The following is a 26,427-nucleotide window of genomic DNA, read 5'->3' as shown; positions in this document are numbered from 1 at the left end:
CCCCCATTAGTAGATGTAGTGCAGCAGGCTGAGCAGGCGGATCTGGCCGCGGGCAAAGAGCGCGCTCAGGGCGTTGTCCGGCAGCAGTTGGACGGTGGCGCGGGCCCCGGCCGGCAGGTGGGCGGGCAACTGATCCAGGGTCAGGTGCAGGCGCAGTCGCTGGGCATCCCGCACCCAGCGATCGGATTCGATGGGGTTGGCCAAGAGGCCGTTGGCGTCGAACTGGCCGGCGCTGACCCCTGCGTCCAGGCTGGCGACCCGGGCCGGATAGAGGCGGCCGGGCTCGCCGTCGAAGGCGACCAGCGCCCGGCTCTGCGGGGTGATGTTACGCAGGCTCTTCTCGCGAAAATCGGCGATCACGTCCACCTGCTCCGAGACCAGGGCCAGCAGGGGGGCGCCTGCCGTGGCCACGCTGCCGGGCTTGAGCTGCAGGTTGGTGATGATGCCATCCTGGCTCGCATGGACCTGGCTGTAGGTGAGGTTGAGCTCTGCCTGGGCGAGGCGGTTGCGCGCCTGGCGCAGCAGCAGGTTGTCGTCACCGGCCAGGCCACGGTTGACGCTAGCCTGCTCCATGCGGGCCTGGCTGGCCAGCAAGTTGGCACGGGCGGTGCGGGCGGCGCTGTCTGCGTCATCTTTCTGCTGCTCAGAGACCATGTGGCGGCGATAGAGGGTATCGATGCGCTCGGCCTCCCGCTGTTTCTGGGCGGTCTGGGTCTGCAGCGAGCTGAAGTCGGCGGCGGCGGCGTTCAGGGTCGCATCCAGCTGGCGATTCTGTTGCTCGGCCTGATCCAGGGCGAGTCTGGCCTGTTCGACCGCGAGCTCGAAGGGGGCCGGATCCAGCATGAACAGCAGATCCCCCTGTTTGACGTGCTGGTTGTTCACCACGGCAACCTCGACCACCTTGCCGCTGACCTGGGGCGCCATCTTGGTGACGACCCGGGTGGCCATGGCCTGTGGGGTGAGGGGCATCTTGATGTCGGCCAGCAGGAAGTAGCCGAACACCAGGATGAAGCAGGCCATGGCCCACTTGATCCAGCGTTTGAATTGTTGATCCGGGGTCATCTTATTCTCTCTCTTCATGCTGGGCACCGATCTTGCCGAGGGCATTGGCGGAGATGCGGTGCACTATCTCTTCAAACTGGGCCAGCTCCTGCTGGCTGATGCCCGCCAGCAGATCCCGGCGGACCTCCATGATGCGATCCTCGATCTTGTCGAGCAGCGCCTTGCCGGCCGGGGTCAGGCTGACGATGCGGGCGCGCTTGTCCTGGCTGCAGCAGTGGCGCTCGATCAGCGCCAGCTCTTCCAGCTGACCCAGGGTGCGCATCAGGGAGGGCAGCTCTATCTCCAGCGCCTCGGCCAGGGTCTTCTGGCTGAGGTGGCCGCCGAGGCGGCTCAGCTTCCAGAGCGCGGTCCAGCGCGGATGGGTCAAACCCAAGGGGGCCAGCTCGATATCGGCCACGGTGCGCCACAGCCGGTGCAGTCGCCCCAGTTGTTCGGCGAGGGAGAGCTCGCGCAACATCTCCAGATCCTTTTTCATGGCAGACACCTCATATACTTAGCCTGCTAAGCATTATATTTATTTCGCAGGCTAAGTAAAGCGTGATTCAGTTCACATTCAGTTTCGGGGGCAGGGGGGCGGGGAGGGCAATGGTGCTGAAGGTTTCAATGTTTTTATATGGCTTTGCAGGCCAGCTAACCGACAGCGCAGGAGGGGATACCTAGCGTGGCGCCACACCACAAGCTGGAGCATAACAATGAACAGCTTCTCTACCCCGAAAGCCGCCCCCTGGGGCAATCCACCCATCGCCGGCATGCCGATGATGATCTTCCTCGGGCTCGCCACCTGCGTCCTCTACGCCGGCTGGAACGGCTCCCTGCCGCTCGGCATGGTCGGCCGCTGTTCGAGTACAACCTCCTGCTGCACCAATACGGTGGCGCTGCGTCTCTCCTTGAGCTGCACCACGGCGCGCCGTTATCTGGCATCCGACTACAGGGGCGAGGTACGACCAGCGTGGCCGGCCGGAGCGGCGTTACCACTGGCGCCGGGGCAACCGAGCTGGCGGGTGTTAGCGTGGATATGCAAGAAGGGAGCCTCGGCTCCCTTATTGCTTTGTGCTGCTGCGGCTTGTCTCGCCGGTTTATGCCTCTTCCACAAGGGCGGGGCGTACCCTGGGCTTGAACTGGGAGAGCATGACGCCGCCCAGGATCAGGCCGCCACCGAGCAGGTGATAGCCGTGAATGGGCTCTCCCAGGGTGATCACGGCGATCAGCGCCGTGCACAAGGGCATCAGGTTCATGAACACCGAGGTGCGCTCCGCGCCCATGCTTGCCAGGCCGCGCATCCAGCAGTAGGCCGCCAGCAGGGAGGAGGCGATACCGGCGAAGATCACCAGCGGCCAGGCCTGGACGGAGACGGCCAGGGTATCGGCGCTGACGGCGACCGGAACAAGCAATACCACCGCCAGCAGCACCTGCAGGTAGAGGTTGAGCCAGGGGCCGAACGGCAACTGCCAACGACGGATCAGCAGGCCGTATAAGGCATAGCTGGCCGAACCGAGCAACATCATGGCATCCCCGGGATTGATCCCCTGGCGCAGCAGGCTCAGGGGATCCCCCTGACCGAGCAGCCAGAGTACGCCCAGCAGGGAGAGGCTCATGCCGATGACGGCCTGGCGCCCGGGGCGCTGGCGAAACAGCAATGTCCCTAGCAGCAGGGTCAGCATGGGGATCAGGGAGCCAATGACCCCCATATTGGTGGCCGAGGTGGTGTGGGCGGCGTAATAGGCAAGGCACTGGTAGAGCACCATGCCAAGGGCCGCCAGCACCAGCAGCTTGCCGAGCCAGGGGCGTATTTCATGGCGACGGCGCCACAGTTGCGGAAGGCAGAAGGGGGTCAGCACCAGGGCGGCGATCAGCCAGCGATAGAAGGAGATGGCGGCGGGATCGACCAGGGTGGCTGCGGCCTTGGAGACCACGGTATTGGTGGCCCAGATCAAGACAGCCATGACTGGGAACAGCAGGGGGGAAAACAGGGGCATGACAGACTCCTCATGATAATGGCGCCAGTCTACCCTTGTCTTTTTGTTGTAAAGTAACGTAAAACTGACAATCTATCCCGCAGAAAGGACAACCCATGCAGCCGCGTCCCCACCAGCGCCAGGATGCCGAACTGGCGGAGCCCAATCCGCTCTATTTTCGCTATAGCCAGATCCAGGCGGGCAATGCCTGTCTCGCCCACAGCCACCCCTGGGGGCAGCTCAGCCTGATAAGCCTGGGGGTGATGGAGATAGTGGTGGGCGAACAGCGGCTGCTGGCCCCGGCGGATTACCTCATCTGGGTGCCTGCCGGGCTGGAGCACGCCTCCTACAACCAGCAGGCCCTCGACTACACCTCCATCTATGTCAGCGACACCCTGGCCCGGCGCCTGCCCGACGAGCCGAGATTGCTGGAGCTGACCCCGCTGCTCAAGGCGCTGCTGGCGGACTTTTGCGATCGCCGCATCGGCCACATGGGAGATGACTGGGATGTGCGTCAGGCCGAGCTGCTGGTGGAGAAACTGACCCATACCCGTTGCCAGGACAGTTACCTGCCCATGAGCCAGGACAAGCTGCTGGCCCCCATGCTGGCTGCTCTGCACAGTGATCCTGCCGATCCCCGCACTCTGGCGCAGTGGGCCGGGCAGTTGCACAGCACCGAACGCACCCTGGCACGGCGCTGCGTGCGCGAGCTGGGCATGAATTTTGGTCAATGGCGGGCGCGGCTGCGGCTGCTCAAGGCGCTGGCCTGGCTCAAGGGGGAGTTACCCATTCAGGAGATCGGCTGGCGGCTCGGCTATGGTTCGACCTCGGCCTTTATCGCCATGTTCAATCGCGAGCTGGGTTGCTCGCCCCAGCGTTATCGCCAGCAGTTGGTCCTGCCCGGGAGCTGAGCAAGCCGCCTGGCAAAGCCTGCCAGCGGGATCCCCGGATATAAAGAGAGGGCGCCCGCGGGCGCCCTCAGCGTCGATATTCATTCCGGCTCGGGTTAGAAGAAGCCGAGGGGATTGATGTCGTAGCTCACCAGCAGGTTCTTGGTGTTCTGGTAGTGATCCAGCATCATCTTGTGGGTCTCGCGGCCGATCCCGGACTTCTTGTAACCGCCAAAGGCCGCGTGAGCCGGGTAGGCGTGATAGCAGTTGACCCAGACCCGACCGGCCTGGATGCCGCGGCCCATGCGCCAGGCCAGGTTGCTGTCCCGGGTCCATAGACCCGCTCCCAGGCCATATTGAGTGTCGTTGGCAATGGCCAGGGCCTCTGCTTCGTTCTTGAAGGTGGTCACGCCGAGGGCCGGGCCGAAGATCTCCTCCTGGAAGACCCGCATCTTGTTTTGACCGTGGAAGATGGTGGGTTCGATATAGAACCCCCCCTCCAGCCCGCTCACCCTGGCGGCATTGCCGCCGATCAGCATATTGGCGCCTTCGGCCCGGCCGACGGCCATGTAGCTCAGGATCTTGTCGTATTGCTCGCGGGACACTTGGGCGCCCACCTGAGTATTGGTGTCCAGGGGGTTGCCCTGCACTATGGCCCGGGCGCGCACCAGCACCCTCTCCATGAAGTCGTCATAGATCTTCTCGTGCACCAGGGCGCGGGAGGGGCAGGTGCACACCTCGCCCTGGTTGAAGAAGGTCATCAACATGCCTTCCACCGCCTTGTCGATGTATTGACTCTCATGGTCCATCACGTCGGCAAAATAGATGTTGGGGGACTTGCCGCCCAGTTCGACGGTGGAGGGGATCAGCTTGTCGGCGGCACAGCGCAGTATGTGGGTACCAATCTCGGTGGAGCCGGTGAAGGCGAGCTTCTGGATGCGCGAGCTGGTGGCCAGTGCCTGGCCCGCCTCGGCGCCGAAGCCGTTGACCACGTTGACCACGCCGGGAGGCAGTATGTCCTTGATGAGATCCATCAGCAGCATGATGGTGACCGGGGTCTGCTCGGCGGGCTTGAGTATGCTGCAACAACCCGCCGCGAGCACAGGCGCCAGCTTCCAGGCTGCCATCAGCAGCGGGAAGTTCCAGGGGATGATCTGGCCGACCACGCCGATGGGCTCCTTGAAGTGATAACTGGCGGTGTGTTGATCCAGTTCGGCGGCCGAGCCCTCCTGGGCACGGATGCAGCCGGCGAAGTAGCGGAAGTGATCCACCACCAGCGGCAGGTCGGCGGCCAGGGTCTCACGCACCGCCTTGCCGTTTTCCCAGGTCTCGGCGATGGCCAGCACCTCGATATTCTGTTCGATGCGATCGGCGATGCGCAGCAGCAGATTGCTGCGTTCGGTGACGCTGGTCTTGCTCCAGCTGGCAAAGGCCTTGTGGGCGGCATCCAGCGCCAGCTCGATGTCGGCCGCATCGGAGCGGGCCACCTCGCAGAACACACGGCCATCGACCGGCGAGATGTTTTCAAAGTAACGGCCGCCGCGGGGGGCAACCCAGTCGCCCCCGATAAAGTTGTCATAGCGGGATTTGAAGCTGACCAGGGCGCCTGCCTGGCCGGGTGCGGTATAGATCATTGCATCTTCCTTGTGCTTGTGTGTGTGACCTGTTGTTGCCCGGTCAGCGCCGGGGATAGCCTGTGCTTGCCTACATAGTGGTCATTCACGACATCGCAAGGGCCGTGCCAAGGGTCAGGCCACGGCATCAAAAGTTACAAAAACGTTATCAAATCTCGGTTGGCGGCGTATCTTGTTTAACCAGTGATCCTGGCGAGCCGACGCCTGCTGTTCCAAAACGGGACACACGTTGTCGCGACTGTCACGATTCTGAACAGGAGGAATCATGCGCGAACTACCCGTGTCCGACCCCATACACCGCTCCTGGCAGCGTTGCCTGCATCAGGGGCTCAGTCGTCAACAGAGCGCCGAGCTGGATTTGTTGCCCCAGGGGGAGTTGTCGGCCCGGTTGGAGGGGAGCCGGGAGCTGGTGCTCTGCTTCGAGCAGTTCGTGCTGCCCCTGTTTATCCAGCTGCTGGCAGGAAGACCCTGCCGGTTGCTGCTCTGCGATGGCGAGGGGGCCATACTCGCCGCCAGCGGCGATGACAGCTTTGCCCGTCATGCGGAGCGCATCTTCTTGCGCAGCGGTGCCCGCTGGGGAGAGGGCAGCAAGGGCACCAATGCCATCGGCACAGCCCTGGCCGAGGGGAGTGAAGTGCAGGTGCTTGGCAGTCAGCACTTCTTCGCCCAGCACAGCTTCCTCAGTTGCAGTGCCTGCCCGCTGCTGGCGCCGGACGGCAGCCTGCTCGGCGTACTGGATATCTCCTCGGATGCCCGGCATCACGGTGGCGACATGCTGGGCACGGTGCGACTGCTCGCCATGACCCTGGAGAATGCCCTGTTGGCCCGTCGTCCCGGCCGGCTGGTGGATCTCGATCCCCAGACGCTCTGGTCACCGCGGCTGCTACTGGGTGAGGAGGGGGAGCTGCTCGGTGCCAACCGGGCCGGTCGACTCTGGCTGGGCCAGCATGCTTTCGATGGTCGTCAATTGCTGCACGAGCGCCAGATCTGCCGGATCCTTCCCTCTCGGGCGCCCGTGGAAGGCAAGCCAAATGTGCCCCTCAAGATGCTGGAGCGCGGCATCACGCTGCTGCTGGAGGGGGAAACCGGCAGCGGCAAGGAGCACATGGCCAGGAGCCTGCATCAAGCCTCGAGTCGGGCCGACGCCCCTTTGGTGTGCGTCAATTGCGGCGCCCTGCCCGCCGACCTGGTGGAGGCCGAGCTGTTCGGCTATGTGGGCGGGGCCTTTAGCGGCGCCCGCAGCCAGGGGAGTCAGGGCTATCTGCGCGCCGCCCATGGCGGCATTCTGATGCTGGATGAAATTGGCGAGCTGCCATTGCTGGCCCAGACCCGCTTGCTGCGGGTATTGCAGGAGCGTGCCGTGACCCCCCTTGGCAGCCACAGGCCCGAGCCGGTGGATTTCTGGTTGATCTGCGCCAGCCACCGGGATCTTGGCGCCATGGTCAACGCCGCTACCTTTCGTGAGGATCTCTACTACCGGCTGTGCGGCTGGCGTCAGCGGCTCGCCCCCTGGCGGGAGTGGCCGCCACTGGACCGGCGCCAATTGCTGAGCCGCTTGCTGGCCGAGATGGATCCCGCATTGCAGCTGACGGAGGAGGCCGAACAGCGGCTGCTGGCACATCCGTTGCCGGGCAATGTCCGTCAGCTCAAGCAGGCGTTGGAGGTAGCCTGCGTGCTGGCCGAGGGGCTGGGCTGGATCCGGCCAGAGCACTTGCAGCTGCCAGATGGGCGGGGGGAGGAGACGCCGCCTCGCAGTCTGCGTGAGGCGGGGCACAGGCAAATCGCCAGCACCCTGGCCGAGTGTGACGGCAACGTGACTGAGGCGGCGCGGCGGCTTGGTATCAGCCGCACAACCTTATACCGGCGCCTCGAGCTCAGTCGCGATTAATTAACGTATTGATTTTGTGAGCTGGCTCAACTTATCTGGCTATATGGAGAAGTAGGCTTCGGGCAGAATCGGGGGCTATTAACCTATTTGTGGAGAGGGTTAATCTGGATCAGGGTGCCGCTCACCAAGTTGATTTAGAGTAAGCATCTCGTCGCCTCGGAGTTGTCATGCCCTCATTTGGTCCCTTGCTGATTGATCGCCTGTTTTGGCCCTTGTTGCTGTTGACCCTGCTGGGGATCGCACTGTTCGAGTATGGGCCAGAGCGGGAGCTGAACATGCTGACCAGGGATCGGCTGGTCATCAGCGCCCTGGACGATGGTATCCACAAGGGAAGCTCCAGAGCCAGGCTGCTGCCCGGCGAACAGCCCGGGATAGATTGCGATCTGCGCGACAGCTACCGTTACCCCTTTTGCGAGATCATTTTTACCCTGAGCGAGCCTGAGCAGGGGCTGGACTTGTCCGGTTTCAGCCGCATGACGCTGGCCATCAGCGTCGATGGCCCCACGCCTCAGGAGTGGCGCATTTATCTGCGCAACTACGATCCCAGCTACTCCAGGCCAGACGATCCCGTCTCCCACAAGGTCAATGAGGTACTGTTTCGCAACCACAAGCCCGAGTTGCACCTGGAGATCCCGCTCAAGGTATTCAGCCCCGCCACCTGGTGGATCCAGGATTATCGCATTCCTCTGCTGCAGCAGGGCCCCGATCTGAGCCGGATATTTGCTGTCGAATTGGCCAGCGGCGCCGAGATGCCCATGGGGGAGTACAGACTCAGGGTCGAGAAACTCAGTTTCTATGGCCCCTGGCTGGCGGCGGGCCTCTTCTATCGTGGTCTGCTCGCTTTCTGGCTGGGTTACGGCTTGCTGGTTTTCCTGATGCAGCACCTGTTGCTGCGCGACAAGCTGCGGCGGGCCCGTGCTGCCTGGCTGCAGGCCGAGCAGCGCAACCAGACCCTGTCTGAACAGAGCCGCCGTTCCGAGATGGAGGCGCGTTATGATCCCCTGACCGGCGCCCTCAACCGCCTCGGTGGTCAGACCCTGCTCAGTGAGTTGGGCGACATGCCGCTGAGTGTCATCTATCTGGATCTCGATCACTTTAAACGCGTCAACGACAACCATGGCCACGCCATCGGCGATGAGGTGCTCAAGCATCTGGTCAGCGAGGTACTGGTCTGTTGCGATAGCCTGTGTCGGTTGATCCGCTGGGGCGGGGAGGAGTTCATCCTGATCTGCCTGCACTACGAAGAGGCGCGGGCGCGCACGTTGGCCGAGCGGATCCGCCTCGCCCTGGCAGCATATGATAACTGGCCTGCATCCTTGAGCATCACCGCCTCTTTCGGGGTGGCTGAGCGTCGGGGCGACCCCTTGGAGCAGGCACTGGTGAGAGCCGATGATGCGCTCTATCGGGCCAAGGAGAGGGGGCGCAACCGCGTGGAGGTGGGTTAGCCTGCAAGACAGCGTGCGATGATGGACGCCCCCGATACCGCTTCTTGAGGTGGCTTGCCTGCCATGGGGATCCGTATTGCGCGCAAGGCGCGAGCCAAGGGGGAGCGACTTTGTGCTATCTTGGCGCCCATCATCTGCCTTCGGAATAACAGCTGTCATGAGTATCATTTTGGGGATAGATCCCGGCTCGCGGATCACGGGCTACGGTGTGCTTCGTATCGTCGCCGGCAAGGCCGAATACCTGGGCTCGGGCTGCATTCGTACCGACTGTGGTGAGTTGCCAGAGCGTCTCAAACAAGTCTATGACGGCGTCTGCGAGATCATCACCCAGTTCAAGCCGGACGAATTTGCCATAGAGCGAGTCTTCATGGCGCGCAACCCTGACTCCGCCCTCAAGCTGGGCCAGGCTCGTGGCAGCGCCATTGTCGCAGCGGTCAATGCCTATCTGCCGGTGAGCGAGTATTCGGCCACCCAGATCAAGCAGGCCGTGGTGGGTACCGGGGGCGCCGCCAAGGAGCAGGTGCAGCATATGGTGACTCATCTGCTCAAGCTCTCCGCTACCCCACAGGCCGATGCGGCCGATGCCCTGGGCGTTGCCCTCTGCCACTTCCATACCCGCCAGAGCCTGATCAAGATGGCCGGCCGGGTATCGGGCGCCGCCCGCGGCCGCTATCGCTGATAAAAATTGCCGGATGCAGGGTGACACGGCCAGGAGCCTTCCTGATCCCGTCTCGGATGTATTTTTGTTGCGCAATGACGCCAAAATTTGTCGTACCCCTTTGGCGCCATCTGTTAAGCCCTTCTTCTATATAGGGATATCTTGCTGAAAGAACAATAACTTGTGATGGCTGTCACGTTTTTGCCGGAAAAGTTGCCCCTCGTCATCCGCCTTCATATCCCGATAATACACTTGCTGTGATGGCAGGCTCTTGTGAGGCTTCTGTCATAGAAGACATTGATCAATCAGGAGAATTATCGTGAGACCTTATGCAGCAGAGTTTTTGGGCACCTTTTGGCTGGTGCTGGGCGGTTGTGGCAGTGCCGTGTTGGCGGCGGCCTTTCCGGAGGTAGGCATCGGTCTGCTCGGGGTTTCCCTGGCATTTGGTCTGACCGTGTTGACCATGGCCTTTGCCATTGGCCACATCTCGGGTTGCCATCTCAACCCGGCCGTGACCATGGGCCTGTGGGCCGGTGGTCGCTTCCCGGCGAGCGGTGTGTTGCCTTACATAGTGGCGCAGGTGCTGGGTGGGATAGCCGCGGGTGCCGTGCTGTTCGTCATCGCCAGCGGTCAAGCCGGTTTCGATGTGAGTGCCGGTTTTGCTTCCAACGGTTTTGGCGAGCACTCCCCCGGTGGTTACTCCATGCTGGCGGCCCTGGTATGTGAAGTGGTGATGACCGCTTTCTTCCTGTTCGTCATCATGGGGGCGACCGACAGCCGCGCGCCGGCGGGCTTTGCCCCCATCGCCATCGGCCTCTGTCTGACCCTCATCCACCTGATCAGCATCCCGGTGACCAATACCTCGGTCAACCCGGCACGCAGTACCGGTGTGGCGCTGTTTGTGGGTGACTGGGCGGTGAGTCAGCTGTGGCTCTTCTGGGTTGCCCCCATAGTGGGCGGTATCCTGGGCGCTCTGGCCTACCGCATGGTGGCGACTGAGCAGAAATAATCTGCTCCTGTGTATCGAAAAAAACACGCCGCCTGGCGTGTTTTTTGTTTCAGGAACAGGCTCGCTGGCGTGTCAGAGCCCCTTTGCCTTCAGCATGGTGAGATAGCGCTGATGGAGGAGTTGGACCCGGTTGACATAGGCCCGGGTCTCGGCATAAGGGGGGATGCCACCATATTTCTGCACGGCGCCGGCACCGGCGTTGTAGGCGGCACTGGCCAGGGCCACATCCCCCTTGTATTGCTTGAGCAGGCCCGAGAGATACTTGACCCCGCCAAAGATGTTTTGTTCCGCCAGCAGGGGATCTCCGACCCCCAGTTCCCGCGCGGTGGCAGGCATCAGCTGGGTGAGGCCCATGGCCCCCTTGCGCGAGACGGCGACTGGGTTGAAGGCCGACTCTGCGTGGATCAGGGCCCGGATCAGGGCGGGATCGACCTCATAGGTGTGTGCCGCGGCCTGTATGGTGCTGGCATAGTCGTAGAGGAAGAGACCGGTGGTATTCCAGTTGACCCTGGATTTGGGATCACAGGCGAAACAGTCGTTGAACAGCAGCACCTCAAAGTGCCCCTGTTCCGGCTTGATGTCCGAGTAACGGATCACGCCATTGCTCTGCTGGGATTTGTAGACCTGGAACTGTTTGCTGGCAGGGGGTTTCTGAGGGGAGACGCTCAACATCACCACCTCGGCCGGGGGCGGGGACTGAGCCCAGGCGGGCAGACTGGTGCCGAGTAAAATCGTGAGCAACATCCTTGTGTTCACTGTGGTACTCCTTGCATCGATGCCCGTTGAGTAAAGCATTCAGCCCCCGGAAGGACAAGGGCTATCCAGGAAGAGGCGCCTTGTAAAAGGGATTGGCCACAACAAAAAAGTGTCTGAATGACCTTGCCGGTGCTTATTCACAAAGCGCGCAGTGCTCGCTGTTTTGTCGTCTTGCCCCGTGTTATCTTCTCCGGCTGGCTGGTCTAATCAGATCGGCCGAGTGGGCGCCGAAGGCGACAAGCGGATAGGGGAGCGTGTTTTGATGGATGGCCGAGCCATGGAGCTCACTTTCGAAGAGTATTGTGATGCGGATCTTTCCCTGATCAGGGACTATTACGAAACCACATTCTCCTATTACGTGCCGGACTTGAGCGAGCGGGTCTTCGTGGTACGCGATGCTCACTGGCTGGTCGGCGCCGTGCGGCTGCGTGAAGACGAAGAGTATTACCATCTGTGCGGGTTTCGCCTGCTCCCCCATTATCAGTCTCTGGGGCTGGGTTCCCGGCTGTTGCAGCTGGCTTGCCAGGACCTGATCAGCAAGCCCATCATCTGCCAGGCCCTGCCATTCGAGCAGCCCTTCTATCACAAGGTGGGCTTCGTCGACCTGGCATTGGAGGAGCTCAAGGGACCCCTCCATAGCCATTTCATCAAGCAGCACCAGCAGGGCTACCAGATAGAACTGCTGATCCGCTATCCCGGTGAGTATGCCGTGGCGTTATGAACCCTTGGTCAGCAGATGTATGGTGCCCGGGGTCAGCTCCAGGCCGATGAGATTCTCCTTGAGCCAGAGCTGCTGCGGATCCTTGTCGTCGAGTCGATAGACGGGTTGGGTCTCGAGCCGCTTCTCCATGCTCTTGAGCAGCATGTTGAGCATGAACCCGAACTTCTGCTCCGCCTCAAGGGGCTCCAGCTTGTACTCGATCAGCTTCATGTTATCCAGAAACAGGGCGCCCTGTGTCTTGTCATAACGGGGTCTGGCCTCATAGGTCATGGAGACACGGGCATCGTAGTTGGTGCTGTCAGGCAGGGTGATGTTGAGCTTTCCCTTGCCAAAGACCCTTGCGGTGTCCGGGCTCTGGCGCCCTATCTGGACGTCGCTCTGTTCCAGCTGGACATGCGCCTTGATGATACCGGGCAATTCCAGCTGCTTGTCGACCTGAACCTGGGATTGCAGATATTGATTGATCTGCTGTTCATTGATGTCATATGAGCCTTGCCCTAACATGGCCAGGCTGAGCAACATAGTGTGCAGGATCATGCTTGTGTCCTGATTGAATGGGATTGGCCCGACAGCATATCATCCCAGCTCGGCGGGATCTCCTGGCCGCCCTCATCCCATGTCCAAAGGAGTTCCCGTGTTCAACACTCTGGAATATGACATTCATCTGCTGTTCTCCCGCTTCCTGGGCCTGCTGCTGCTGCTGTTTCACACCGTCATCGTCGCCGGTGTCTCCCTGCGTGTGGTGATGAAGCGCCGCCCAATCGGGGTCTCCCTCGCCTGGCTCTCTCTCATCTACGCCATCCCCTTCGCCGGCGTCGGCTTCTATGTGCTGTTTGGCGAGGTGCGCCTCGGCAAGCGGCGTGCCGAGCGGGCTCAGGCCATGTATCGCCCTTACGCCAAGTGGATCCGCCAACTGGCCCGGCTCTTCCCGCAGCACCACTGCGAGGTGAGCGAGAAGGCCCAGCCCCTGCACGATCTTATCCAGGGGCGACTCGCCATGCCCATGCTCTCCGGCAACCGCATGGTGCTGCTCCACAAGCCGGACTGGATCTTGCGCGAGATCACCAAGGATATCCGTCAGTCCAGCCAATCTTGCTATCTGGAGTTCTACATCTGGCACCCTGGCGGCTGGGCGGACGAGGTGTGCGAGGCCCTGTGCGAGGTGGCGCAGCGCGGCGTGGATTGTCGTCTGCTGCTCGATTCCGTGGGAAGCAAGGCGTTCTTCCGCTCCCACTGGCCCAAGGTGCTGCGTCAGGCCGGGGTCAAGCTGGTCGAGGTGCTGCCGGTCGGTGCCTGGCGCATCCCCTTCCAGCGTCAGGACTTGCGCATGCATCGTAAGCTGGTGGTGATCGATGACAGGGTGGGTTACACGGGCTCCATGAACCTGGTGGATCCGCGTTTCTTCAAGCAGGATGCCGGCATAGGCCAGTGGGTCGACATCATGATCCGGGTGCAAGGGCCCATAGTGCCGCTGATGTGGTCCATCTTCGTCTGGGATTGGGAGGTGGAGACCGGGGAACGGCTGCTCGACAGCCTGCAGCACGAACCCGAATCCTGGCCGCAAAACAACTATCGTGCCCAGCTGATCCCGTCCGGCCCCTTCGTCGGCGGTGACTGCATCCAGCAGAGCCTGCTGCTCGCCATCTACCAGGCCCGCAGCCATCTGGTGCTGACCACCCCCTATTTCGTACCCGACGATCCCCTTGCGGCCGCGCTCTCCTCGGCAGCGGCACGGGGCGTGCAGGTACAGCTGATCCTGCCCGATCGTAACGACTCCCTGATGGCGAACCATGCCTGCAATGCCTTCATGGAGGAGCTGCTGGAGGCCGGGGTGGAAGTGTATCGCTACGATGCCGGTCTGCTGCATACCAAGAGCGTGCTGGTCGATGATGACTTCGCCCTGGTGGGCACGGTAAATCTCGACAGACGCAGCCTCTGGCTCAACTTCGAGGTCACCCTGCTGGTCGATAATGCCGAGTTTGTCGGCCAGCTGAGCAAGCTGGTCGAGGGCTACATGAAGGAGGCGACCCCCATGGTGCTGGCCGATTGGCGTGCCCGACCCTGGTACAAGCGGGCCATGGAGAACATTTTCTACCTGTTCAGCCCCTTGTTGTGAGCGTGAGAGGGCCTTGCCGCCGTGCAGCCAGCCCCGTAAAGTGCCTGCAAGCATGATTAAAATGGATGGTTTGATGAAAAAGTGGATCTGGGGCGTCGCAGGTGCGGCTCTGATTGGGGCTGGCCTTGGGGCCTGCTGGTATACGGGTAGTGAATTCGATCGCCAGTTGGCGCAGCAGATTATCAAGCTGCGCGAGCAGAGCGGGATCGAGCTGCAGTGGCAGCCGAGTCGCAGCAATCTGCTGCACCGCGACGGTGAGATGCGTCTGATCATCGGCCCCGAGGCGCTGGCCCAGCTGGATGACGAGCTGAGCCATGGGGAGCCCATCATGCTGGCGTTCAAGGTTGAGGGGCTGATCCTGCCGCTCTATGTGAAGAGTCATTTGCTGCTCGATACCGAGCAGGGCTCCCTGGCTCCCCTGTTGGCGTCCCAGGGGCTCAAGGAGTGGCGACTGGAGCTCTCCAGCCTGACCAACCTGCTGACCCAGGGGAGTCAGAGCAAGCTCAACATCGCCGCTCTTAGCCTCAAGCATGAACAGGGAAAGATGACGTTTCAGCCGTTGCAGGCCGATTACAGCGGTGATCTGGTCGGCAATGGCCACATGACCCTCAACTGGGCTGGTATGAGTCTCCATGAAACCCAAAGCGGGGCGGATATGGTGCTGGCAGACCTGAAGGGGAGTGCCGAGCTGAGGGATGTCGATGGCAGTTGGCTCTCGCCCCAGAGTGACATGACCCTGGCCAGCTTCTCCTTGCAGCAGCCACAGGACGGGCTCCGCGTCTCGTTGCAACGGCTCACCAGTCACAGCAGACTGGAGGGGGAGGATGCACAGACTCTCTCCAATCGTTACCAGATCCAGTTGGCCGCCCTGGACATGGCCAACGACACGGACAGCCTGGCGCTGACCGATGCCAAACTCGATCTTGAGGTCAAGGGGCTGGATCTGGCGGGCTACCAGGCGCTGCAAGCGCTGAGTGCCGAGGGCAGCCTGGATCAGCAAGCCCTGTTGGCCGCCCTGGATCAGGTGCTGGGCCGTGGTTTGACCCTGACCCTGACCGATCTCAGCTCGCGGCTCAATGGCGAGCCCGCCTCGCTCACGGGGGAGCTGATCCTGGCGTCGACCACCCTGGCCAACCTGGCAGGTGAGGAAGATGGCATGAAGGCGCTCTCTGGCCTGTTCCAGCTCAATCTGAGCGAAGGGATGGGGGAGGCTGTGCCCCAGCTTGCACCCATGCTGTTGCAGCTCCAACAACTGGGTTATCTCAAGGTGCAGCAGAGCAACCTCAAGGCAGAATTGAAGCTGCAAGAGGGCAAGCTCACGGTCAATGAGCTGCCGCTCTGAGAGGGGTAACCCCGCCGAGGCGACTTGACCCATGGTGGCGTCGCCACGGCCATTCAGCTATGCAGTTTATCGATGGTTTAGCATAGAGATATGCAGCATTGCGATGGTTGGCCATCATGGCGCCGGGTAAACGAAAGGTGTGATGGGGGAAGGGTGAGCAAAATAGGGTTGGGCGGCAGTTGTCACTGGTGTACCGAGGCGGTATTTCGCTCGCTGCGCGGCGTAGCGGATGTGGAGCAGGGCTGGCTGGCCGCGCAGGATGCTGACGCCGTGCAAGGGATCGAGGCGGATCCCGCCACTGGCAGCACAGTCAATGGCGCCCTGGTTGCCGCCGGATTCAGCGAGGGGGTGATAGTCCACTTCGATGAGTCCCGCCTGCCGCTGGCGCTGCTGGTCGAGATCCATCTCCACAGTCACAGTGCCACCAACTCACATGCCCTGCGCCATCGCTACCGCTCCGCCCTCTACTGCTTCGATGAGGTGCAACGCCACCGGGTGGCCGAGATGCTCACGGATCTGCAGTCGCACTTTAGCGAGCCCCTGCTGACCGAGGCGCTGCGCTATCGTGACTTCTCGCCATCCCGCCCCGGGATCCGCGATTACTACTATCGTCAGCCGGACAAGCCCTTTTGCCAGATCAGCATCCAGCCCAAGTTGCGGGCCCTGCTCGCCGATTATGGTGACTGGGTCGATGTGGCCCAGCGGCGTACCATCCTGGAGGCTGAAGCGGAACTGGCCCCACCGTCGGGCGAAGGGGTTATCCGTGCTGACCATAGGTGATGGCGGCGTGACATCAGGAGAGCAGAGCGCTGAGTGGGTTTCCACTCGCCTGTCGATAACAAAAAAGGCCCCGCGGGGCCTTTTTGCATGGCGCTGTTACTTGAACACCACCGTCTTGTTGCCATAGACGAAGACCCGCTCGTTGAGCACCAGCTCCAGGGCGCGGCTCAGCACGGATTTTTCCACGTCCCGGCCCGCCTTGGCCATGCCCTCGGCACTGAAGGTGTGACCCACGTGGATCACGTCCTGCTCGACGATGGGGCCTTCATCCAGATCGTCGGTGACGAAGTGGGCGGTGGCGCCGATGAGCTTCACCCCGCGATCGAAGGCCTGGCGGTAGGGGCGCGCCCCGATGAAGGCGGGCAGGAAGGAGTGGTGGATGTTGAGGATCTTGCGCGGATAGGCCTCGACGAAGCTGGGGGTCAGCACCCGCATGTACTTGGCCAGGATCACGTAGTCCGGCTGATAGCCGTCTATGATGGCGCGCACCTGCTCTTCGTGCTCGGTGCGGCTCAGATCTTCATGGCTGACGGTATGGAAGGGGATATCGAATTTGCCCGTCAATTCCGCCAGGGTGTCGTAGTTGCCGATCACCGCCACTATGTCCATGTCCAGGGCGCCCGCATAGTTCTTCATCAGGATGTCCCCGAGGCAGTGGGTCTCCTTGGTCACCAATATGACGATCCGCTTCTTGCCCGCCTTGACCAGGCGACGCAGGGCGCCAGCGGGCAGAGCATCGTCGAGATCCGCCAGCAGGGTCTCGTCATTGAAACGCCCCTCCAGCTCGGTGCGCATGAAGAAGCGGCCGTTCTCGTGATCGACGAACTCGTCGTTCTTGTTGATGTTGAGCTGGTGCTTGTAGCAGATGTTGGTGATCTTGGCGATGAGGCCCTTGGCGTCCTGGCAATCCGTGAGCAGTATTTTCTTTTCCATGTCTGTCATCATTTCCGTAGTGTGGTGGCCATCCGGGCGGAGCAGTGTATCCGCCGGGCTTGCTGGTTAGGCACTGCCTTTGCGGCACAGTTTTTGAGGCACTATGCCATAAAGGAAAAGCCCAAGCACAGCCCGGGCGTCAAATCTCGACAGCTTGCGGTTTTTAGGCCCGCATGCTGGCATCGCGGGACAAATTTCTTTAGTCTGTCTGCGCTTATTCTCAGGGCGGGGCGAAATTCCCCACCGGCGGTATCCCGATTGACTCGGGGAGCCCGCGAGCGCCCGACTCGTCGTCGGGGTCAGCAGATCCGGTGAGATGCCGGAGCCGACGGTCATAGTCCGGATGAAAGAGGATAAGACAGCGTGTTCCACGCGTGGCCCTTTCGGGTGGCCGCCGCATGCCTCTCTCTGTCTGCTCCATGCCCTGATTCTGGTACTTGTGAAGTTAACGGAGTCTTACCATGAATCAGTCTTTACTCAGTGAATTTGGTCATCCCATCGAAAGAGTCGAAGCGGCTCTGGCATCCCTGCGCGCCGGTCGCGGCGTACTGGTTGCCGACGATGAGGACAGGGAAAACGAAGGGGATCTCATCTTCGCGGCGCAGTCCATGACCAACGCCCAAATGGCCATGATGATCCGCGAGTGCTCCGGCATCGTCTGCCTCTGTCTGCCGGAGGATAGAGTGCGCCAGCTCGAGCTGCCCATGATGGTGGAGGCCAACTCCAGTCAATACCAGACCGCCTTCACCGTCACCATAGAGGCGGCCCAGGGGGTCACCACCGGGGTCTCCGCCGCCGATCGCATCACCACTATCAGAGCCGCCATCGCCGATGGTGCCAAGCCGTCCGATCTCAACCACCCAGGTCACGTCTTCCCGCTGCGGGCTCGCAATGGTGGTGTCATGAGCCGTCGGGGTCATACCGAGGCGACCGTGGATCTGATGCAGCTGGCAGGACTCAAACCGTTCGGAGTGCTGTGCGAAGTGACCAACGAGGATGGCACCATGGCGCGTCTGCCGGATCTGGTGGCTTTTGGTCGCCAGCATCAGTTGCCGGTGCTGACCATAGAAGATCTGGTGCTGTATCGTCAGATGTTGACAGAGCATTCGGCCTAAGTTCCATACGAAATTGTAATAAGGGCATTTTTTGGTTACGCTTTGTCCGAACCTCATCACTGAGGCCCCATTTTGTTTGAAATTTGCGCAAGTCGTGCAAATGGAAAAAAAAATGAGGGTTTTAATGCATTTATCTGTGATGAGGCCTATCCAAAGTAAGAATTTTTTGTGCCATAATCACGCCGCTTGCTAAACGTCTGGCGAGCTCAAGGGAGCTTTAAAAATGAAAAAATTGTTGTTGGTAGGTGTTGTTGGTCTGTCTGCCCTGCTGGGCGGTTGTGCTAACACCAGCGAACTGGAAACCTCCGTACAGAACCTGTCTAACAAAGTTGACCAACTGGCTCAAGATGTTAGCGCTGTTCGTGCTGATCAATCCAAAATGGCCGCTGATGTTGCTCAAGCCAACCAAGAAGCCATGCGCGCTAACCAGCGTCTGGACAACATGGCTACTTCCTACAAGAAGTAATTCATGCGAAAAAATGGCGCAGTCTCTGCGCCATTTTTTTTGCCCAAAATTTGCCTTTTCCTTGCCAGGTCCCGCCAGTTATCCCCTCTTTTCTTGTTTTCCCGACAGTGTCTGTTTCTCTGATCTCATTGATAAAAAAGAGCCATGCCCTTCGGCATAGCCCTCTCCTCTCATCGCACCAGTAAGACTCAATAGAGCAGGCTGTAGAGCTTGCGTCTGAAACCGGCCACCGCCGGGTGAGCCCCCATGGTCGCCAGGATATCGAGATAGGTCTTTCTCGCGTCACCGAAGCCGAGATCCCGCTGCAACACGGTCAGCAATAGGGTGAGGGCCTCCTCCTGACGTCCCGCCTGGTGGTAGAGCACGGCCAGCTCCTGAGCCAGGGCGAAATCGTCAGGGGCCTGCTGATAACGGGCCTCCAGAGCACGCAGCTCCGGGCTGTCAGCGGCTTGTTGCGCCAGTGCCAGACGCGAGCAGAGGGTGTGATAGTGATCATCCTGGGCTGCCATGGGAACTTGAGCGAGCCGCTGCGCCGCTTCGTCGAGGCGATTGAGATCGAGGGCTGCCTGGATGAGCCAGAGATGGATATCGTGGCGATCCCCTGCCAGCTGATGGGCTTTGGCGAGATCGGCATAGCCCTCATCGGCCTGCCCTTCGGCGAGGGCTTGCTGTCCTCGCTTGAGCAGCTCTTCCTCTTCCTTGGGAGAGAAGGCGGCGAAATAGGTGCGCAGGGTCTGTTCATCTTGCGGACCCTCCAGCATGGCTTGCTCATCCGGTTGTCCCTGGTGAAAGAGCACCAGCGCGGGCAGGGCACGCAGGCCAAGCTGACCGGCCAGCGGTTGCAGCTGGGGATCGTTCATGTCCACCTTGGCCAGGGTGACCTGCGGGTTGTTCTCACCCACCAGCTGTTCGATGAGGGGCGTCATCCCTTGGCATTCCGGCATCTGCGGCGCATAGAAATAGATGACGACCGGTTTTTGCATGGAGGCATCGAGCAACTCGAGCTGGAAATTCTGGGGATGGATGTCAACGATCATGAGGCTGGCTCTTGGCTAGGGGTTTTTATCAAGATGGGGTTCTCCTGTCATGATTTCAAGGTATTCATCGAGTTGATGCAGATGCACCTCACCCTCTCCTCCCGCCAGGCTGAGCCAGCCTCCCTGCCAGGGCCAGTCACAGACTCGATAAGGGATCCCATCCAGATGATTGAGCAGGCGCCAGTCTTCATCGGGCACAAACTCCACCTTCTCCAATCCGGCGGCGATGCCACCGCCATGGGCCTTGAGCACGGCCTCTTTGCGTGACCAGAGTCGATAGAAGCTGGATCTCTGCTGCGCGCTCGGCAATCCTGCCAGGTGTTGATACTCGGCGGCGGTAAAGAAGCGTTGGGCGAGGGGGAGGGGGGCGCGGGGTCTGCGTCCGAGTTCGAGATCGACCCCCAGAGGCCCCCGGGTACCGATGGCAATGACCAGCCAGTCGCCGCTGTGGCTCAGATTGAAATGACAGGAATCTGACTCAGGACCGGCGAGGGTCGGTTTGCCATGGGGACCACTACAAAACTGCAGATTTTGCGGGTCCTGACCAAGACGGGCCCCCAATAACCGATTAATTGTGGCTCGACTGATCAGGAACTCCTGGCGGCGATGGGGCTGTGTTATCTGCTGCCATTGCCGGTGCTGGGCTGGATTGAGCAGGTGCTCCAAGCCTGACAGCGGGTCTTCGGCCACCTTGGCAGAATTTAACAAAAATAGATCCGTGGTTATCATCATTATTCACTTCAAAATATCGATAAAACAGGGATAAATAGCACTCTGCAGCGGCACCGCAGCGGCTTGCCTATGGGGTATCTTGTGGGTCAATCTTCACATTAATGATGAAAAATAACGCATTTTCTTGCAAAACTGTGAACTTGATAGGGATTTTCACTTGCCTCGATAGGATTCTTGGATATAGTCGAGGGCTGTTGCATTTCATAATTTGCCTGCCAAAGGCCGTATTTTAACAACTTTTAACAAATTTGCGGGGATAAAGGATTGCGTTACCTGATGCTACTGCTGGTCTCACTCGGCATGGTGGGTTGTGCCTCGGCACCCCAACCCGATGTCGCTAGTAAGATCGAGGTCTCCATGATGGAGCCCGTGGTTGAACCGGAAGTCAACCAAACACCTGACGTAAACGAAATTCTGACCGTATTCAAAGAGTGGCGTGGTACCCCCTACCGTTTCGGTGGTACCAGTGAACGCGGCATAGATTGCTCCGCTTTCGCCCGTGAAGTGTATCGCAACGCAGTGGGCATAGAGTTGCCCCGGGATACCCGCTCCCAGGTGCACGAAGGCACCAGGGTCTCCAAGCAGGAACTGGTTGAAGGTGACCTGGTATTCTTCAAGATCAGCTCCCGTCTCAATCATGTGGGCATCTATGTGGGCAACGGTGAGTTCATTCACGCTTCGACCCGAGCCGGTGTGACACGCTCCCGGTTGGACAATCAGTACTGGCGCAATAAGTTCTGGCAAGCGCGCCGCATCGAGATCTAAGAGCCAGGCTGGACAAACCGTTCGCAGTACGGACAGTTTCTCCAACCTCACTCAAACCGGGCCCTGGCGGCCCGGTTTTTTATGGCCATCGTTTAGACTTTTGCGGGTCGACTCTCTATAGTGTGGGCCCGCTTTTCGCCAGGATTGACCAGGCACCAGATGACTAGGCCCCCAATGACCAGAGAGACAACCACCAAAGCCGGATTGCATCCCCGCAATCGCCATCATGCTCCCTATGATCTGGCGGCTCTCTGCCTGCGCACTCCCGAACTGACCCCCTTCGTGTTCACCAACGACCATGGTACTCGCACCCTGGATTTTGCCGACCCCGCCGCCGTCAAGGCGCTCAACAAGGGGCTGCTGGCGTTGCATTACGGCATACGCCACTGGGATCTGCCCGCGGGTTACCTCTGCCCGCCGATCCCAGGACGGGTCGACTACCTGCACCATGTGGCCGACCTCATCAGCGAGGGGGAAGCGGCGCCGCGGACCGGCAAGGGGGTGAGGGTGCTCGATATCGGTGTTGGCGCCAACTGCATTTATCCGTTGCTGGGCTGTCGCGAGTATGGCTGGCGCTTCGTTGGGGCCGACATCGATCCCGTGTCGGTCAAGGCGGCCAACTTGCTGGCGCTCAGCAATGGTCTGGGCAAGCAGATCGAGTGCCGATTGCAGACGGACGCTCGCCGAATGTTTCACGGCATCATAGGGCCCGGGGAGCGCTTCACCCTGACCTTGTGCAACCCGCCGTTTCACGGCTCCCTGGCTGAGGCCAGCGAGGGGACCCGCCGCAAACTGCGTAACCTGGGCAAGGCCGAGGTTAGCAGCGAGGCTCCTGTGCTCAATTTCGGCGGTCAGAAGGCCGAGCTTTGGTGTGATGGGGGCGAAGCGGCCTTCCTCGCGTCCCTGATCCGGGAGAGCCGGGACTTTGCCGGTCAATGTCTCTGGTTCAGCTCGCTGGTCTCGAAAAAAGAGAACCTGGCGGCGGCCAAGCAGGCAATCACCCAGGCAGGCGCCAAGCGGCAGCAAGTGATCGAGATGAGCCTGGGTAACAAACAGAGCCGGATCCTGGCCTGGAGCTTCCAGAGCGACAATCGCTGGTCCGACTGAGCTGAGTGCGCAGGAGAGCCCCTGTGGCGCGTCGTGCTGCATGGCGACTCTGAAGCCGACAACCTCTGGCCGGGAGGCTGATACTCTTCACAGGCCCGCTCCCAGAGCCCCAGCGTCCCGGCTCTGGGGCAGAGGCGGATTGACCACTTTCCTCCTCGCCCCTTGCCCCCTTGTCGAGTAATGACCTTGACCTGATGCCCAGGGCGTGATCGGGCCGATCCCCGCGCAATGACAAACCCCTGACGCTCCCCGGCAGGGGGTTTGGTCGTCATGTTTTTCGTCAGATGAGGCGAAGCTATTGCCTTGATGAGGCACTTTGGCCATTTCAGGCTGCGCTATCTGGGCAAGGGACCCGAAAGCAGATAATCGTTTTTCCACAGAACTGGCGCGGCCTGGAGAGTCCATGTGAGTGGTCACTCTCGCCGCCGGTACAGTTGTACGCCGAGATTTTTTTGCACTTGCAGCTGAAACTTTCATAAAATAGGACTGGTTAGACCTGTTCGTTGGTTAATTAGAGATAGGGATTGGTTAATGAAAGTGGTCGATTTTCTGAAGCGAAAGCGCGAAATCTTGGCGCAACACCCCTTTGAGCTCAAGGATTGGCTCTCGCCGGCTATCCGTGACTACTGGCGTGAGTTTCAGCAGAAGGCGCACCTTCACCCCTTGCTGGGGCGGGTGCTCGACGCCCATGGCCAACCCGTTGTCGAGGTGGAACAACAGTCCCAGCAACGTCAGGTCGTGAACGGTCAGGGCATGGCACAGCCCGCGCCGGCGATTGCCCTCGAAGGGGAAGCGGCCTTGGTCTTCGACCGCTTGCAGGCCCAGCTCGGCGAGGAGACCCATGTCGGTGACTGGCTCCACATCAGCCAAGATATGGTGAATCAGTTTGCCGCCGTCACTGGCGATCACCAGTGGATACACACGGACCCGGATCGCGCCGCCGCCGAATCGCCGTTCAAGAGCACCATAGCCCACGGTTTTCTGACCCTGGCGCTCTTGCCTCGACTGACAGGGTCGGTGGATGAGGAGAACCCCGAGTTCCCCACGGCGCGCATGGTGGTCAACTTTGGTCTGGATCAGGTGCGTTTTCCCTATCCCATCAAGGTGGGCAGCAATGTGCGCGCCCGCACCAAGCTCATTCGAGTGACTCCCATCAAGGGCGGACTGGAACTGCTCAAGGAGATCAAGGTGGAGATAGAGGGCGTGCGTCGCCCCGGCTGCGTCATCGAATCTGTCGCCCGCCTCTATTTCTGACCTCCGCTGTCAGGGCCAAGGATTGATAACGCACTATTAATGCCTGGGTAGCGACAGGCATAATGACAGGGCCGCCCGGCCCTGTTTTGCTATCTGGCCTCCCACACTCATTGAGCCTCATGCTCACAAGGAATTCCCCATGGCCTCTCACCTTGGCGCTCTCACCCTGCTGGTCGCGGACTATGATGCCGCCATCGCTTTTTTCACCCAGAGCCTCGGCTTCACCCTGCTCGAAGACACGCTGCTCGACGAGCCTGGCAAACCGGGCAAGCGCTGGGTCATGGTCGCCCCGTCCACCCAGCCTGGCTGCGCCCTGCTGCTGGCACGGGCCGCCAATGCCGAGCAGGCGTCCCATATCGGCAAACAAGGGGGCGGGCGGGTCTTTTTGTTCCTGGAGACTCAGGATTTCTGGGGTGACTATGAGCGGATGCGCGCCGCCGGTGTCCACTTTTGTGAACAGCCGCGGCAGGAGAGTTACGGCACTGTGGTGGTGTTTGAGGACATCAGTGGCAACCGTTGGGACCTTCTGGCGCGTGGTGCTGACAGTCGCGACTGAAAACGTTTATTCTCTTCGCTGTCATAAAGTCATAAAAGTGTCATACAAAATTCTAATAATTGGCGCACCAATCTTCATGAGGAGAGAGAAGGGATATGGCAAAGCGAATACTGGTGGTCGAGGATGAGGCACCGATCCGCGAAATGCTCTGTTTTGTACTGGAACAGAAAGGATACGAAGCGATAGAGGCGGCGGACTTCGCCGAGGGGCTGGCCAAGGTGTGCGAACCTTACCCTGAACTGATCCTGCTGGATTGGATGATGCCGGGGGGCAGCGGTATCCAGTTCCTCAAGCAACTCAAACAAGATGAGATGACTCGCCAGATCCCGGTGGTCATGCTCACTGCCCGGGGTGAGGAAGAGGACAAGGTGCGCGGCCTGGAGGCCGGTGCCGATGACTACATCACCAAACCCTTCTCTCCCAAGGAGCTGACCGCTCGCCTCCATGCCGTGATGCGTCGTGTGTCGCCCACCTCGGTGGACGAGGTCATCGAGGTACAGGGCTTGAAGCTGGATCCGGTCTCCCACAGGGTCAGTGCCGAAGACAGGGCGCTGGACATGGGACCGACCGAATTCAAGCTGCTCCACTTCTTCATGACCCACCCTGAGCGGGTCTACAGCCGCGAGCAACTGCTCAACAACGTCTGGGGCACCAACGTCTATGTGGAAGACAGGACGGTGGATGTGCATATTCGCCGGCTGCGCAAGGCAGTCGAAGGCTCTGGCCATGACAGATTGATCCAGACGGTTCGCGGAGCAGGGTATCGCTTCTCCACCCGTCTCTAGAGGCAGCTATGTTGCAACCCTACGCCTGGCGGCGACAGTTGTGGCGAATGGCATTTTTTTACCTGCCCTTCGTCTTGTTTGGATGGTTGATGGAGTGCCTGGCCCTGAGTCTGCTGGCAGCCACCTGCCTGCATCTGGCGTGGCATTACCGTTTTCAGAAGCGGCTCTCTGACTGGCTGTGGCACGAACGCAGCCTGGTGCCGCCCAGCGGTAGCGGTAGCTGGGAGTACATTTTTAACGGTATCTACAAGCTGCAGCAGCGTCACAGGGCGCGACGCCGGGAGCTGGCGGGGTTGATCCGCCGTTTCCGGGAAGGGGCCGAAGCGCTGCCCGATGCCGCCGTGGTGTTTCGTACCGATGGCAGCATCCTCTGGTGCAACCGGCTGGCCGAGCAGTTGCTCGGCTTTCGCTGGCCGGAGGATGCGGGCCAGCATATCGGCAACCTCATTCGCCAGCCCAGCTTCGTCAGCTACCTCAACAAGGGTGACTATGATGAGCCCTTCGAGATGCACTCCCCCATCAACGAGGAGAAGTTTCTCGAATTTCGCATCATGCCCTATGCCGAGGATCAGGCCATGTTGGTGGTGCGGGACGTGACCCGACTGCGTAGCCTGGAGAAGACCCGCAAACACTTCGTGGCCAACGTTTCCCATGAGTTGCGCACCCCGCTGACCGTGCTCAAGGGCTATCTGGAGATGACGGAAGAGCCGCCCCCTCCGGCCATGTGGGCCAAGGCGCACAAGGTCATGATGGAGCAGACGGTGCGCATGGATAATCTGGTGAATCAGCTGCTCACCCTGTCGCGCATCGAGGCGGCGCCGGACATCGATCTCTCCCACAGGGTCGACATGCCGGCCATGCTGTTCCTGCTTGAACAAGAGGCGCGGGCGCTCTCCGGCGAGCGATCCCATGTCATCGAGTTTCTGGTTCAGCCGGATCTCTGGCTGCTTGGTGATGAACATCAGTTGCGTAGCGCCGTCTCCAACCTGGTTTACAACGCGATCCACTACACGCCGCCCGGTCGCAAGATAGTGGTGGAGTGGCGCAGGCAGGGCTCCCAGGCGCTGTTTGCGGTGAGCGATGAGGGGGAGGGGATCACTCCGGATCATCTGACGCGGTTGACCGAGCGTTTCTATCGGGTCGACAAGGCGCGCTCGCGGCACACCGGCGGTTCCGGGCTTGGCCTTGCCATCGTCAAGCATGCCCTGAGCCATCACGATGCTCACCTGGATATCGACAGCCGGGTCGGCATGGGCAGCCGATTCAGTTTCCTGATCCCGGCGCGCCTGGTGGTGGCAAAGCCTGCGATCGCAACGGCAAAATAGAACCCATTGATTGTCTTTTTGAGGTTCATGAAGGGTCGCAGCCGCGGCCCTTCATGTTTTCTGCTTATCTGGTGGTTTGTCATCAAAGCGTCATGA

Annotated in this window: 26 protein-coding genes and 1 riboswitch; of the genes, 17 read left to right on the top strand and 9 right to left on the bottom strand. The window is 60.6% G+C overall.

The window, feature by feature from the left end:
• Positions 1-6: 6 nt before the first annotated feature.
• The 3 genes from KYK33_RS14570 to KYK33_RS14555 form a co-directional block, all read right to left on the bottom strand.
• Positions 7-1,062, bottom strand: a complete 1,056-nt coding sequence (locus KYK33_RS14570; RefSeq protein ID WP_224433026.1) for an HlyD family secretion protein — start codon at positions 1,060-1,062, stop codon at positions 7-9.
• Between the two features lies 1 nt (position 1,063).
• Positions 1,064-1,537, bottom strand: coding sequence for a transcriptional regulator SlyA (gene slyA / locus KYK33_RS14565; protein WP_224431002.1), 474 nt, complete (start codon positions 1,535-1,537; stop codon positions 1,064-1,066).
• Between the two features lie 601 nt (positions 1,538-2,138).
• Positions 2,139-3,038, bottom strand: coding sequence for a DMT family transporter (locus KYK33_RS14555; protein ID WP_224431001.1), 900 nt, complete (start codon positions 3,036-3,038; stop codon positions 2,139-2,141).
• Between the two features lie 95 nt (positions 3,039-3,133).
• Between KYK33_RS14555 and KYK33_RS14550 the strand changes: the two genes are divergently transcribed.
• The gene (locus KYK33_RS14550) at positions 3,134-3,928 is read left to right on the top strand and encodes an AraC family transcriptional regulator (RefSeq protein WP_224431000.1); all 795 of its coding nucleotides are present in this window, start codon (positions 3,134-3,136) and stop codon (positions 3,926-3,928) included.
• A gap of 95 nt (positions 3,929-4,023) precedes the next feature.
• On the opposite strand, the gene exaC is transcribed toward KYK33_RS14550, so the two are convergent.
• Positions 4,024-5,541: an acetaldehyde dehydrogenase ExaC gene (exaC, locus tag KYK33_RS14545; protein ID WP_224430999.1), complete on the bottom strand. Its 1,518-nt coding sequence runs from the start codon at positions 5,539-5,541 to the stop codon at positions 4,024-4,026.
• Positions 5,542-5,806: 265 nt separating this feature from the next.
• Between exaC and KYK33_RS14540 the strand changes: the two genes are divergently transcribed.
• The 4 genes from KYK33_RS14540 to aqpZ all read left to right on the top strand — a co-directional run bounded on the left by KYK33_RS14540 (position 5,807) and on the right by aqpZ (position 10,541).
• Positions 5,807-7,429 carry a sigma-54-dependent Fis family transcriptional regulator gene (locus KYK33_RS14540; protein ID WP_224430998.1) on the top strand — a complete coding sequence of 541 codons (1,623 nt, stop codon included), beginning with the start codon at positions 5,807-5,809 and terminating at the stop codon, positions 7,427-7,429.
• Positions 7,430-7,596: 167 nt separating this feature from the next.
• Positions 7,597-8,874 (top strand): GGDEF domain-containing protein, encoded by a 1,278-nt coding sequence (locus KYK33_RS14535; protein ID WP_224430997.1) that lies wholly within the window; start codon positions 7,597-7,599, stop codon positions 8,872-8,874.
• A gap of 157 nt (positions 8,875-9,031) precedes the next feature.
• The gene (gene ruvC, locus KYK33_RS14530; RefSeq protein ID WP_042040707.1) at positions 9,032-9,553 is read left to right on the top strand and encodes a crossover junction endodeoxyribonuclease RuvC; all 522 of its coding nucleotides are present in this window, start codon (positions 9,032-9,034) and stop codon (positions 9,551-9,553) included.
• Between the two features lie 298 nt (positions 9,554-9,851).
• A complete protein-coding gene (gene aqpZ, locus KYK33_RS14525) occupies positions 9,852-10,541 on the top strand; it encodes an aquaporin Z (protein ID WP_224430996.1) in 690 nt (229 codons plus the stop codon).
• A gap of 72 nt (positions 10,542-10,613) precedes the next feature.
• On the opposite strand, the gene KYK33_RS14520 is transcribed toward aqpZ, so the two are convergent.
• On the bottom strand, positions 10,614-11,285 hold the full coding sequence (locus KYK33_RS14520) for a lytic transglycosylase domain-containing protein (RefSeq protein WP_042040706.1): 672 nt from the start codon (positions 11,283-11,285) through the stop codon (positions 10,614-10,616).
• Positions 11,286-11,574: 289 nt separating this feature from the next.
• On the opposite strand from KYK33_RS14520, the gene KYK33_RS14515 reads away from it, so the two are divergent.
• The gene (locus KYK33_RS14515; protein ID WP_042040705.1) at positions 11,575-12,018 is read left to right on the top strand and encodes a GNAT family N-acetyltransferase; all 444 of its coding nucleotides are present in this window, start codon (positions 11,575-11,577) and stop codon (positions 12,016-12,018) included.
• Here KYK33_RS14515 and KYK33_RS14510 read toward each other — a convergent pair.
• A complete protein-coding gene (locus tag KYK33_RS14510; protein ID WP_224430995.1) occupies positions 12,013-12,555 on the bottom strand; it encodes a DUF1439 domain-containing protein in 543 nt (180 codons plus the stop codon). The genes KYK33_RS14515 and KYK33_RS14510 overlap by 6 nt on opposite strands.
• 97 nt (positions 12,556-12,652) lie before the next feature.
• Between KYK33_RS14510 and cls the strand changes: the two genes are divergently transcribed.
• The 3 genes from cls (at position 12,653) to KYK33_RS14495 (ending at position 16,256) form a co-directional block, all read left to right on the top strand.
• Entirely contained in the window at positions 12,653-14,134 is a 1,482-nt protein-coding gene (gene cls / locus KYK33_RS14505; RefSeq protein WP_224430994.1) for a cardiolipin synthase, read from the top strand.
• Between the two features lie 73 nt (positions 14,135-14,207).
• Positions 14,208-15,476: a DUF945 family protein gene (locus tag KYK33_RS14500; protein ID WP_224430993.1), complete on the top strand. Its 1,269-nt coding sequence runs from the start codon at positions 14,208-14,210 to the stop codon at positions 15,474-15,476.
• Positions 15,477-15,629: 153 nt separating this feature from the next.
• Positions 15,630-16,256 (top strand): peptide-methionine (S)-S-oxide reductase, encoded by a 627-nt coding sequence (locus KYK33_RS14495; RefSeq protein WP_224430992.1) that lies wholly within the window; start codon positions 15,630-15,632, stop codon positions 16,254-16,256.
• A 96-nt stretch (positions 16,257-16,352) separates the two neighbouring features.
• On the opposite strand, the gene purU is transcribed toward KYK33_RS14495, so the two are convergent.
• On the bottom strand, positions 16,353-17,189 hold the full coding sequence (purU, locus tag KYK33_RS14490) for a formyltetrahydrofolate deformylase (protein WP_042040701.1): 837 nt from the start codon (positions 17,187-17,189) through the stop codon (positions 16,353-16,355).
• A 212-nt stretch (positions 17,190-17,401) separates the two neighbouring features.
• A riboswitch (FMN riboswitch) is annotated at positions 17,402-17,548 on the top strand.
• Between the two features lie 102 nt (positions 17,549-17,650).
• On the opposite strand from purU, the gene ribB reads away from it, so the two are divergent.
• Positions 17,651-18,304: a 3,4-dihydroxy-2-butanone-4-phosphate synthase gene (ribB, locus tag KYK33_RS14485; protein ID WP_224430991.1), complete on the top strand. Its 654-nt coding sequence runs from the start codon at positions 17,651-17,653 to the stop codon at positions 18,302-18,304.
• Positions 18,305-18,527: 223 nt separating this feature from the next.
• Positions 18,528-18,770 carry an Lpp/OprI family alanine-zipper lipoprotein gene (locus KYK33_RS14480; protein WP_005897212.1) on the top strand — a complete coding sequence of 81 codons (243 nt, stop codon included), beginning with the start codon at positions 18,528-18,530 and terminating at the stop codon, positions 18,768-18,770.
• Positions 18,771-18,958: 188 nt separating this feature from the next.
• On the opposite strand, the gene KYK33_RS14475 is transcribed toward KYK33_RS14480, so the two are convergent.
• Together KYK33_RS14475 and KYK33_RS14470 are read right to left on the bottom strand one after the other, a co-directional pair.
• Positions 18,959-19,807, bottom strand: coding sequence for a tetratricopeptide repeat protein (locus KYK33_RS14475; protein ID WP_224430990.1), 849 nt, complete (start codon positions 19,805-19,807; stop codon positions 18,959-18,961).
• A 15-nt stretch (positions 19,808-19,822) separates the two neighbouring features.
• Entirely contained in the window at positions 19,823-20,515 is a 693-nt protein-coding gene (locus KYK33_RS14470) for a 4'-phosphopantetheinyl transferase family protein (RefSeq protein WP_224430989.1), read from the bottom strand.
• Positions 20,516-20,815: 300 nt separating this feature from the next.
• On the opposite strand from KYK33_RS14470, the gene KYK33_RS14465 reads away from it, so the two are divergent.
• The 6 genes from KYK33_RS14465 (at position 20,816) to phoR (ending at position 26,331) form a co-directional block, all read left to right on the top strand.
• The gene (locus KYK33_RS14465; RefSeq protein WP_005897199.1) at positions 20,816-21,304 is read left to right on the top strand and encodes a C40 family peptidase; all 489 of its coding nucleotides are present in this window, start codon (positions 20,816-20,818) and stop codon (positions 21,302-21,304) included.
• Between the two features lie 174 nt (positions 21,305-21,478).
• On the top strand, positions 21,479-22,411 hold the full coding sequence (rlmF, locus tag KYK33_RS14460; RefSeq protein ID WP_224430988.1) for a 23S rRNA (adenine(1618)-N(6))-methyltransferase RlmF: 933 nt from the start codon (positions 21,479-21,481) through the stop codon (positions 22,409-22,411).
• Positions 22,412-22,942: 531 nt separating this feature from the next.
• Positions 22,943-23,665: a MaoC family dehydratase gene (locus tag KYK33_RS14455; RefSeq protein WP_042040697.1), complete on the top strand. Its 723-nt coding sequence runs from the start codon at positions 22,943-22,945 to the stop codon at positions 23,663-23,665.
• Positions 23,666-23,804: 139 nt separating this feature from the next.
• Positions 23,805-24,221, top strand: a complete 417-nt coding sequence (locus KYK33_RS14450; RefSeq protein ID WP_224430987.1) for a VOC family protein — start codon at positions 23,805-23,807, stop codon at positions 24,219-24,221.
• Positions 24,222-24,316: 95 nt separating this feature from the next.
• A complete protein-coding gene (gene phoB, locus KYK33_RS14445) occupies positions 24,317-25,006 on the top strand; it encodes a phosphate regulon transcriptional regulator PhoB (protein WP_042040695.1) in 690 nt (229 codons plus the stop codon).
• A gap of 8 nt (positions 25,007-25,014) precedes the next feature.
• Positions 25,015-26,331, top strand: a complete 1,317-nt coding sequence (phoR, locus tag KYK33_RS14440; RefSeq protein ID WP_224430986.1) for a phosphate regulon sensor histidine kinase PhoR — start codon at positions 25,015-25,017, stop codon at positions 26,329-26,331.
• Positions 26,332-26,427: the final 96 nt, after the last annotated feature.

Source organism: Aeromonas rivuli (assembly GCF_020149575.1).
GTDB lineage: Bacteria > Pseudomonadota > Gammaproteobacteria > Enterobacterales > Aeromonadaceae > Aeromonas > Aeromonas rivuli.
This window is presented reverse-complemented; position numbering and strand designations above follow the sequence as displayed.

What these genes read in the sequence shown, in the direction of transcription:
- KYK33_RS14570 (WP_224433026.1), bottom strand. Translation starts at nt 1,062, where the DNA reads ATGACCCCGGATCAACAATTCAAACGCTGGATCAAGTGGGCCATGGCC.
- slyA (WP_224431002.1), bottom strand. Translation starts at nt 1,537, where the DNA reads ATGAAAAAGGATCTGGAGATGTTGCGCGAGCTCTCCCTCGCCGAACAA.
- KYK33_RS14555 (WP_224431001.1), bottom strand. Translation starts at nt 3,038, where the DNA reads ATGCCCCTGTTTTCCCCCCTGCTGTTCCCAGTCATGGCTGTCTTGATC.
- KYK33_RS14550 (WP_224431000.1), top strand. Translation starts at nt 3,134, where the DNA reads ATGCAGCCGCGTCCCCACCAGCGCCAGGATGCCGAACTGGCGGAGCCC.
- exaC (WP_224430999.1), bottom strand. Translation starts at nt 5,541, where the DNA reads ATGATCTATACCGCACCCGGCCAGGCAGGCGCCCTGGTCAGCTTCAAA.
- KYK33_RS14540 (WP_224430998.1), top strand. Translation starts at nt 5,807, where the DNA reads ATGCGCGAACTACCCGTGTCCGACCCCATACACCGCTCCTGGCAGCGT.
- KYK33_RS14535 (WP_224430997.1), top strand. Translation starts at nt 7,597, where the DNA reads ATGCCCTCATTTGGTCCCTTGCTGATTGATCGCCTGTTTTGGCCCTTG.
- ruvC (WP_042040707.1), top strand. Translation starts at nt 9,032, where the DNA reads ATGAGTATCATTTTGGGGATAGATCCCGGCTCGCGGATCACGGGCTAC.
- KYK33_RS14520 (WP_042040706.1), bottom strand. Translation starts at nt 11,285, where the DNA reads ATGTTGCTCACGATTTTACTCGGCACCAGTCTGCCCGCCTGGGCTCAG.
- KYK33_RS14515 (WP_042040705.1), top strand. Translation starts at nt 11,575, where the DNA reads ATGGAGCTCACTTTCGAAGAGTATTGTGATGCGGATCTTTCCCTGATC.
- KYK33_RS14510 (WP_224430995.1), bottom strand. Translation starts at nt 12,555, where the DNA reads ATGATCCTGCACACTATGTTGCTCAGCCTGGCCATGTTAGGGCAAGGC.
- KYK33_RS14500 (WP_224430993.1), top strand. Translation starts at nt 14,208, where the DNA reads ATGAAAAAGTGGATCTGGGGCGTCGCAGGTGCGGCTCTGATTGGGGCT.
- purU (WP_042040701.1), bottom strand. Translation starts at nt 17,189, where the DNA reads ATGGAAAAGAAAATACTGCTCACGGATTGCCAGGACGCCAAGGGCCTC.
- ribB (WP_224430991.1), top strand. Translation starts at nt 17,651, where the DNA reads ATGAATCAGTCTTTACTCAGTGAATTTGGTCATCCCATCGAAAGAGTC.
- KYK33_RS14480 (WP_005897212.1), top strand. Translation starts at nt 18,528, where the DNA reads ATGAAAAAATTGTTGTTGGTAGGTGTTGTTGGTCTGTCTGCCCTGCTG.
- KYK33_RS14475 (WP_224430990.1), bottom strand. Translation starts at nt 19,807, where the DNA reads ATGATCGTTGACATCCATCCCCAGAATTTCCAGCTCGAGTTGCTCGAT.
- KYK33_RS14465 (WP_005897199.1), top strand. Translation starts at nt 20,816, where the DNA reads ATGCTACTGCTGGTCTCACTCGGCATGGTGGGTTGTGCCTCGGCACCC.
- rlmF (WP_224430988.1), top strand. Translation starts at nt 21,479, where the DNA reads ATGACCAGAGAGACAACCACCAAAGCCGGATTGCATCCCCGCAATCGC.
- KYK33_RS14455 (WP_042040697.1), top strand. Translation starts at nt 22,943, where the DNA reads ATGAAAGTGGTCGATTTTCTGAAGCGAAAGCGCGAAATCTTGGCGCAA.
- KYK33_RS14450 (WP_224430987.1), top strand. Translation starts at nt 23,805, where the DNA reads ATGGCCTCTCACCTTGGCGCTCTCACCCTGCTGGTCGCGGACTATGAT.
- phoB (WP_042040695.1), top strand. Translation starts at nt 24,317, where the DNA reads ATGGCAAAGCGAATACTGGTGGTCGAGGATGAGGCACCGATCCGCGAA.
- phoR (WP_224430986.1), top strand. Translation starts at nt 25,015, where the DNA reads ATGTTGCAACCCTACGCCTGGCGGCGACAGTTGTGGCGAATGGCATTT.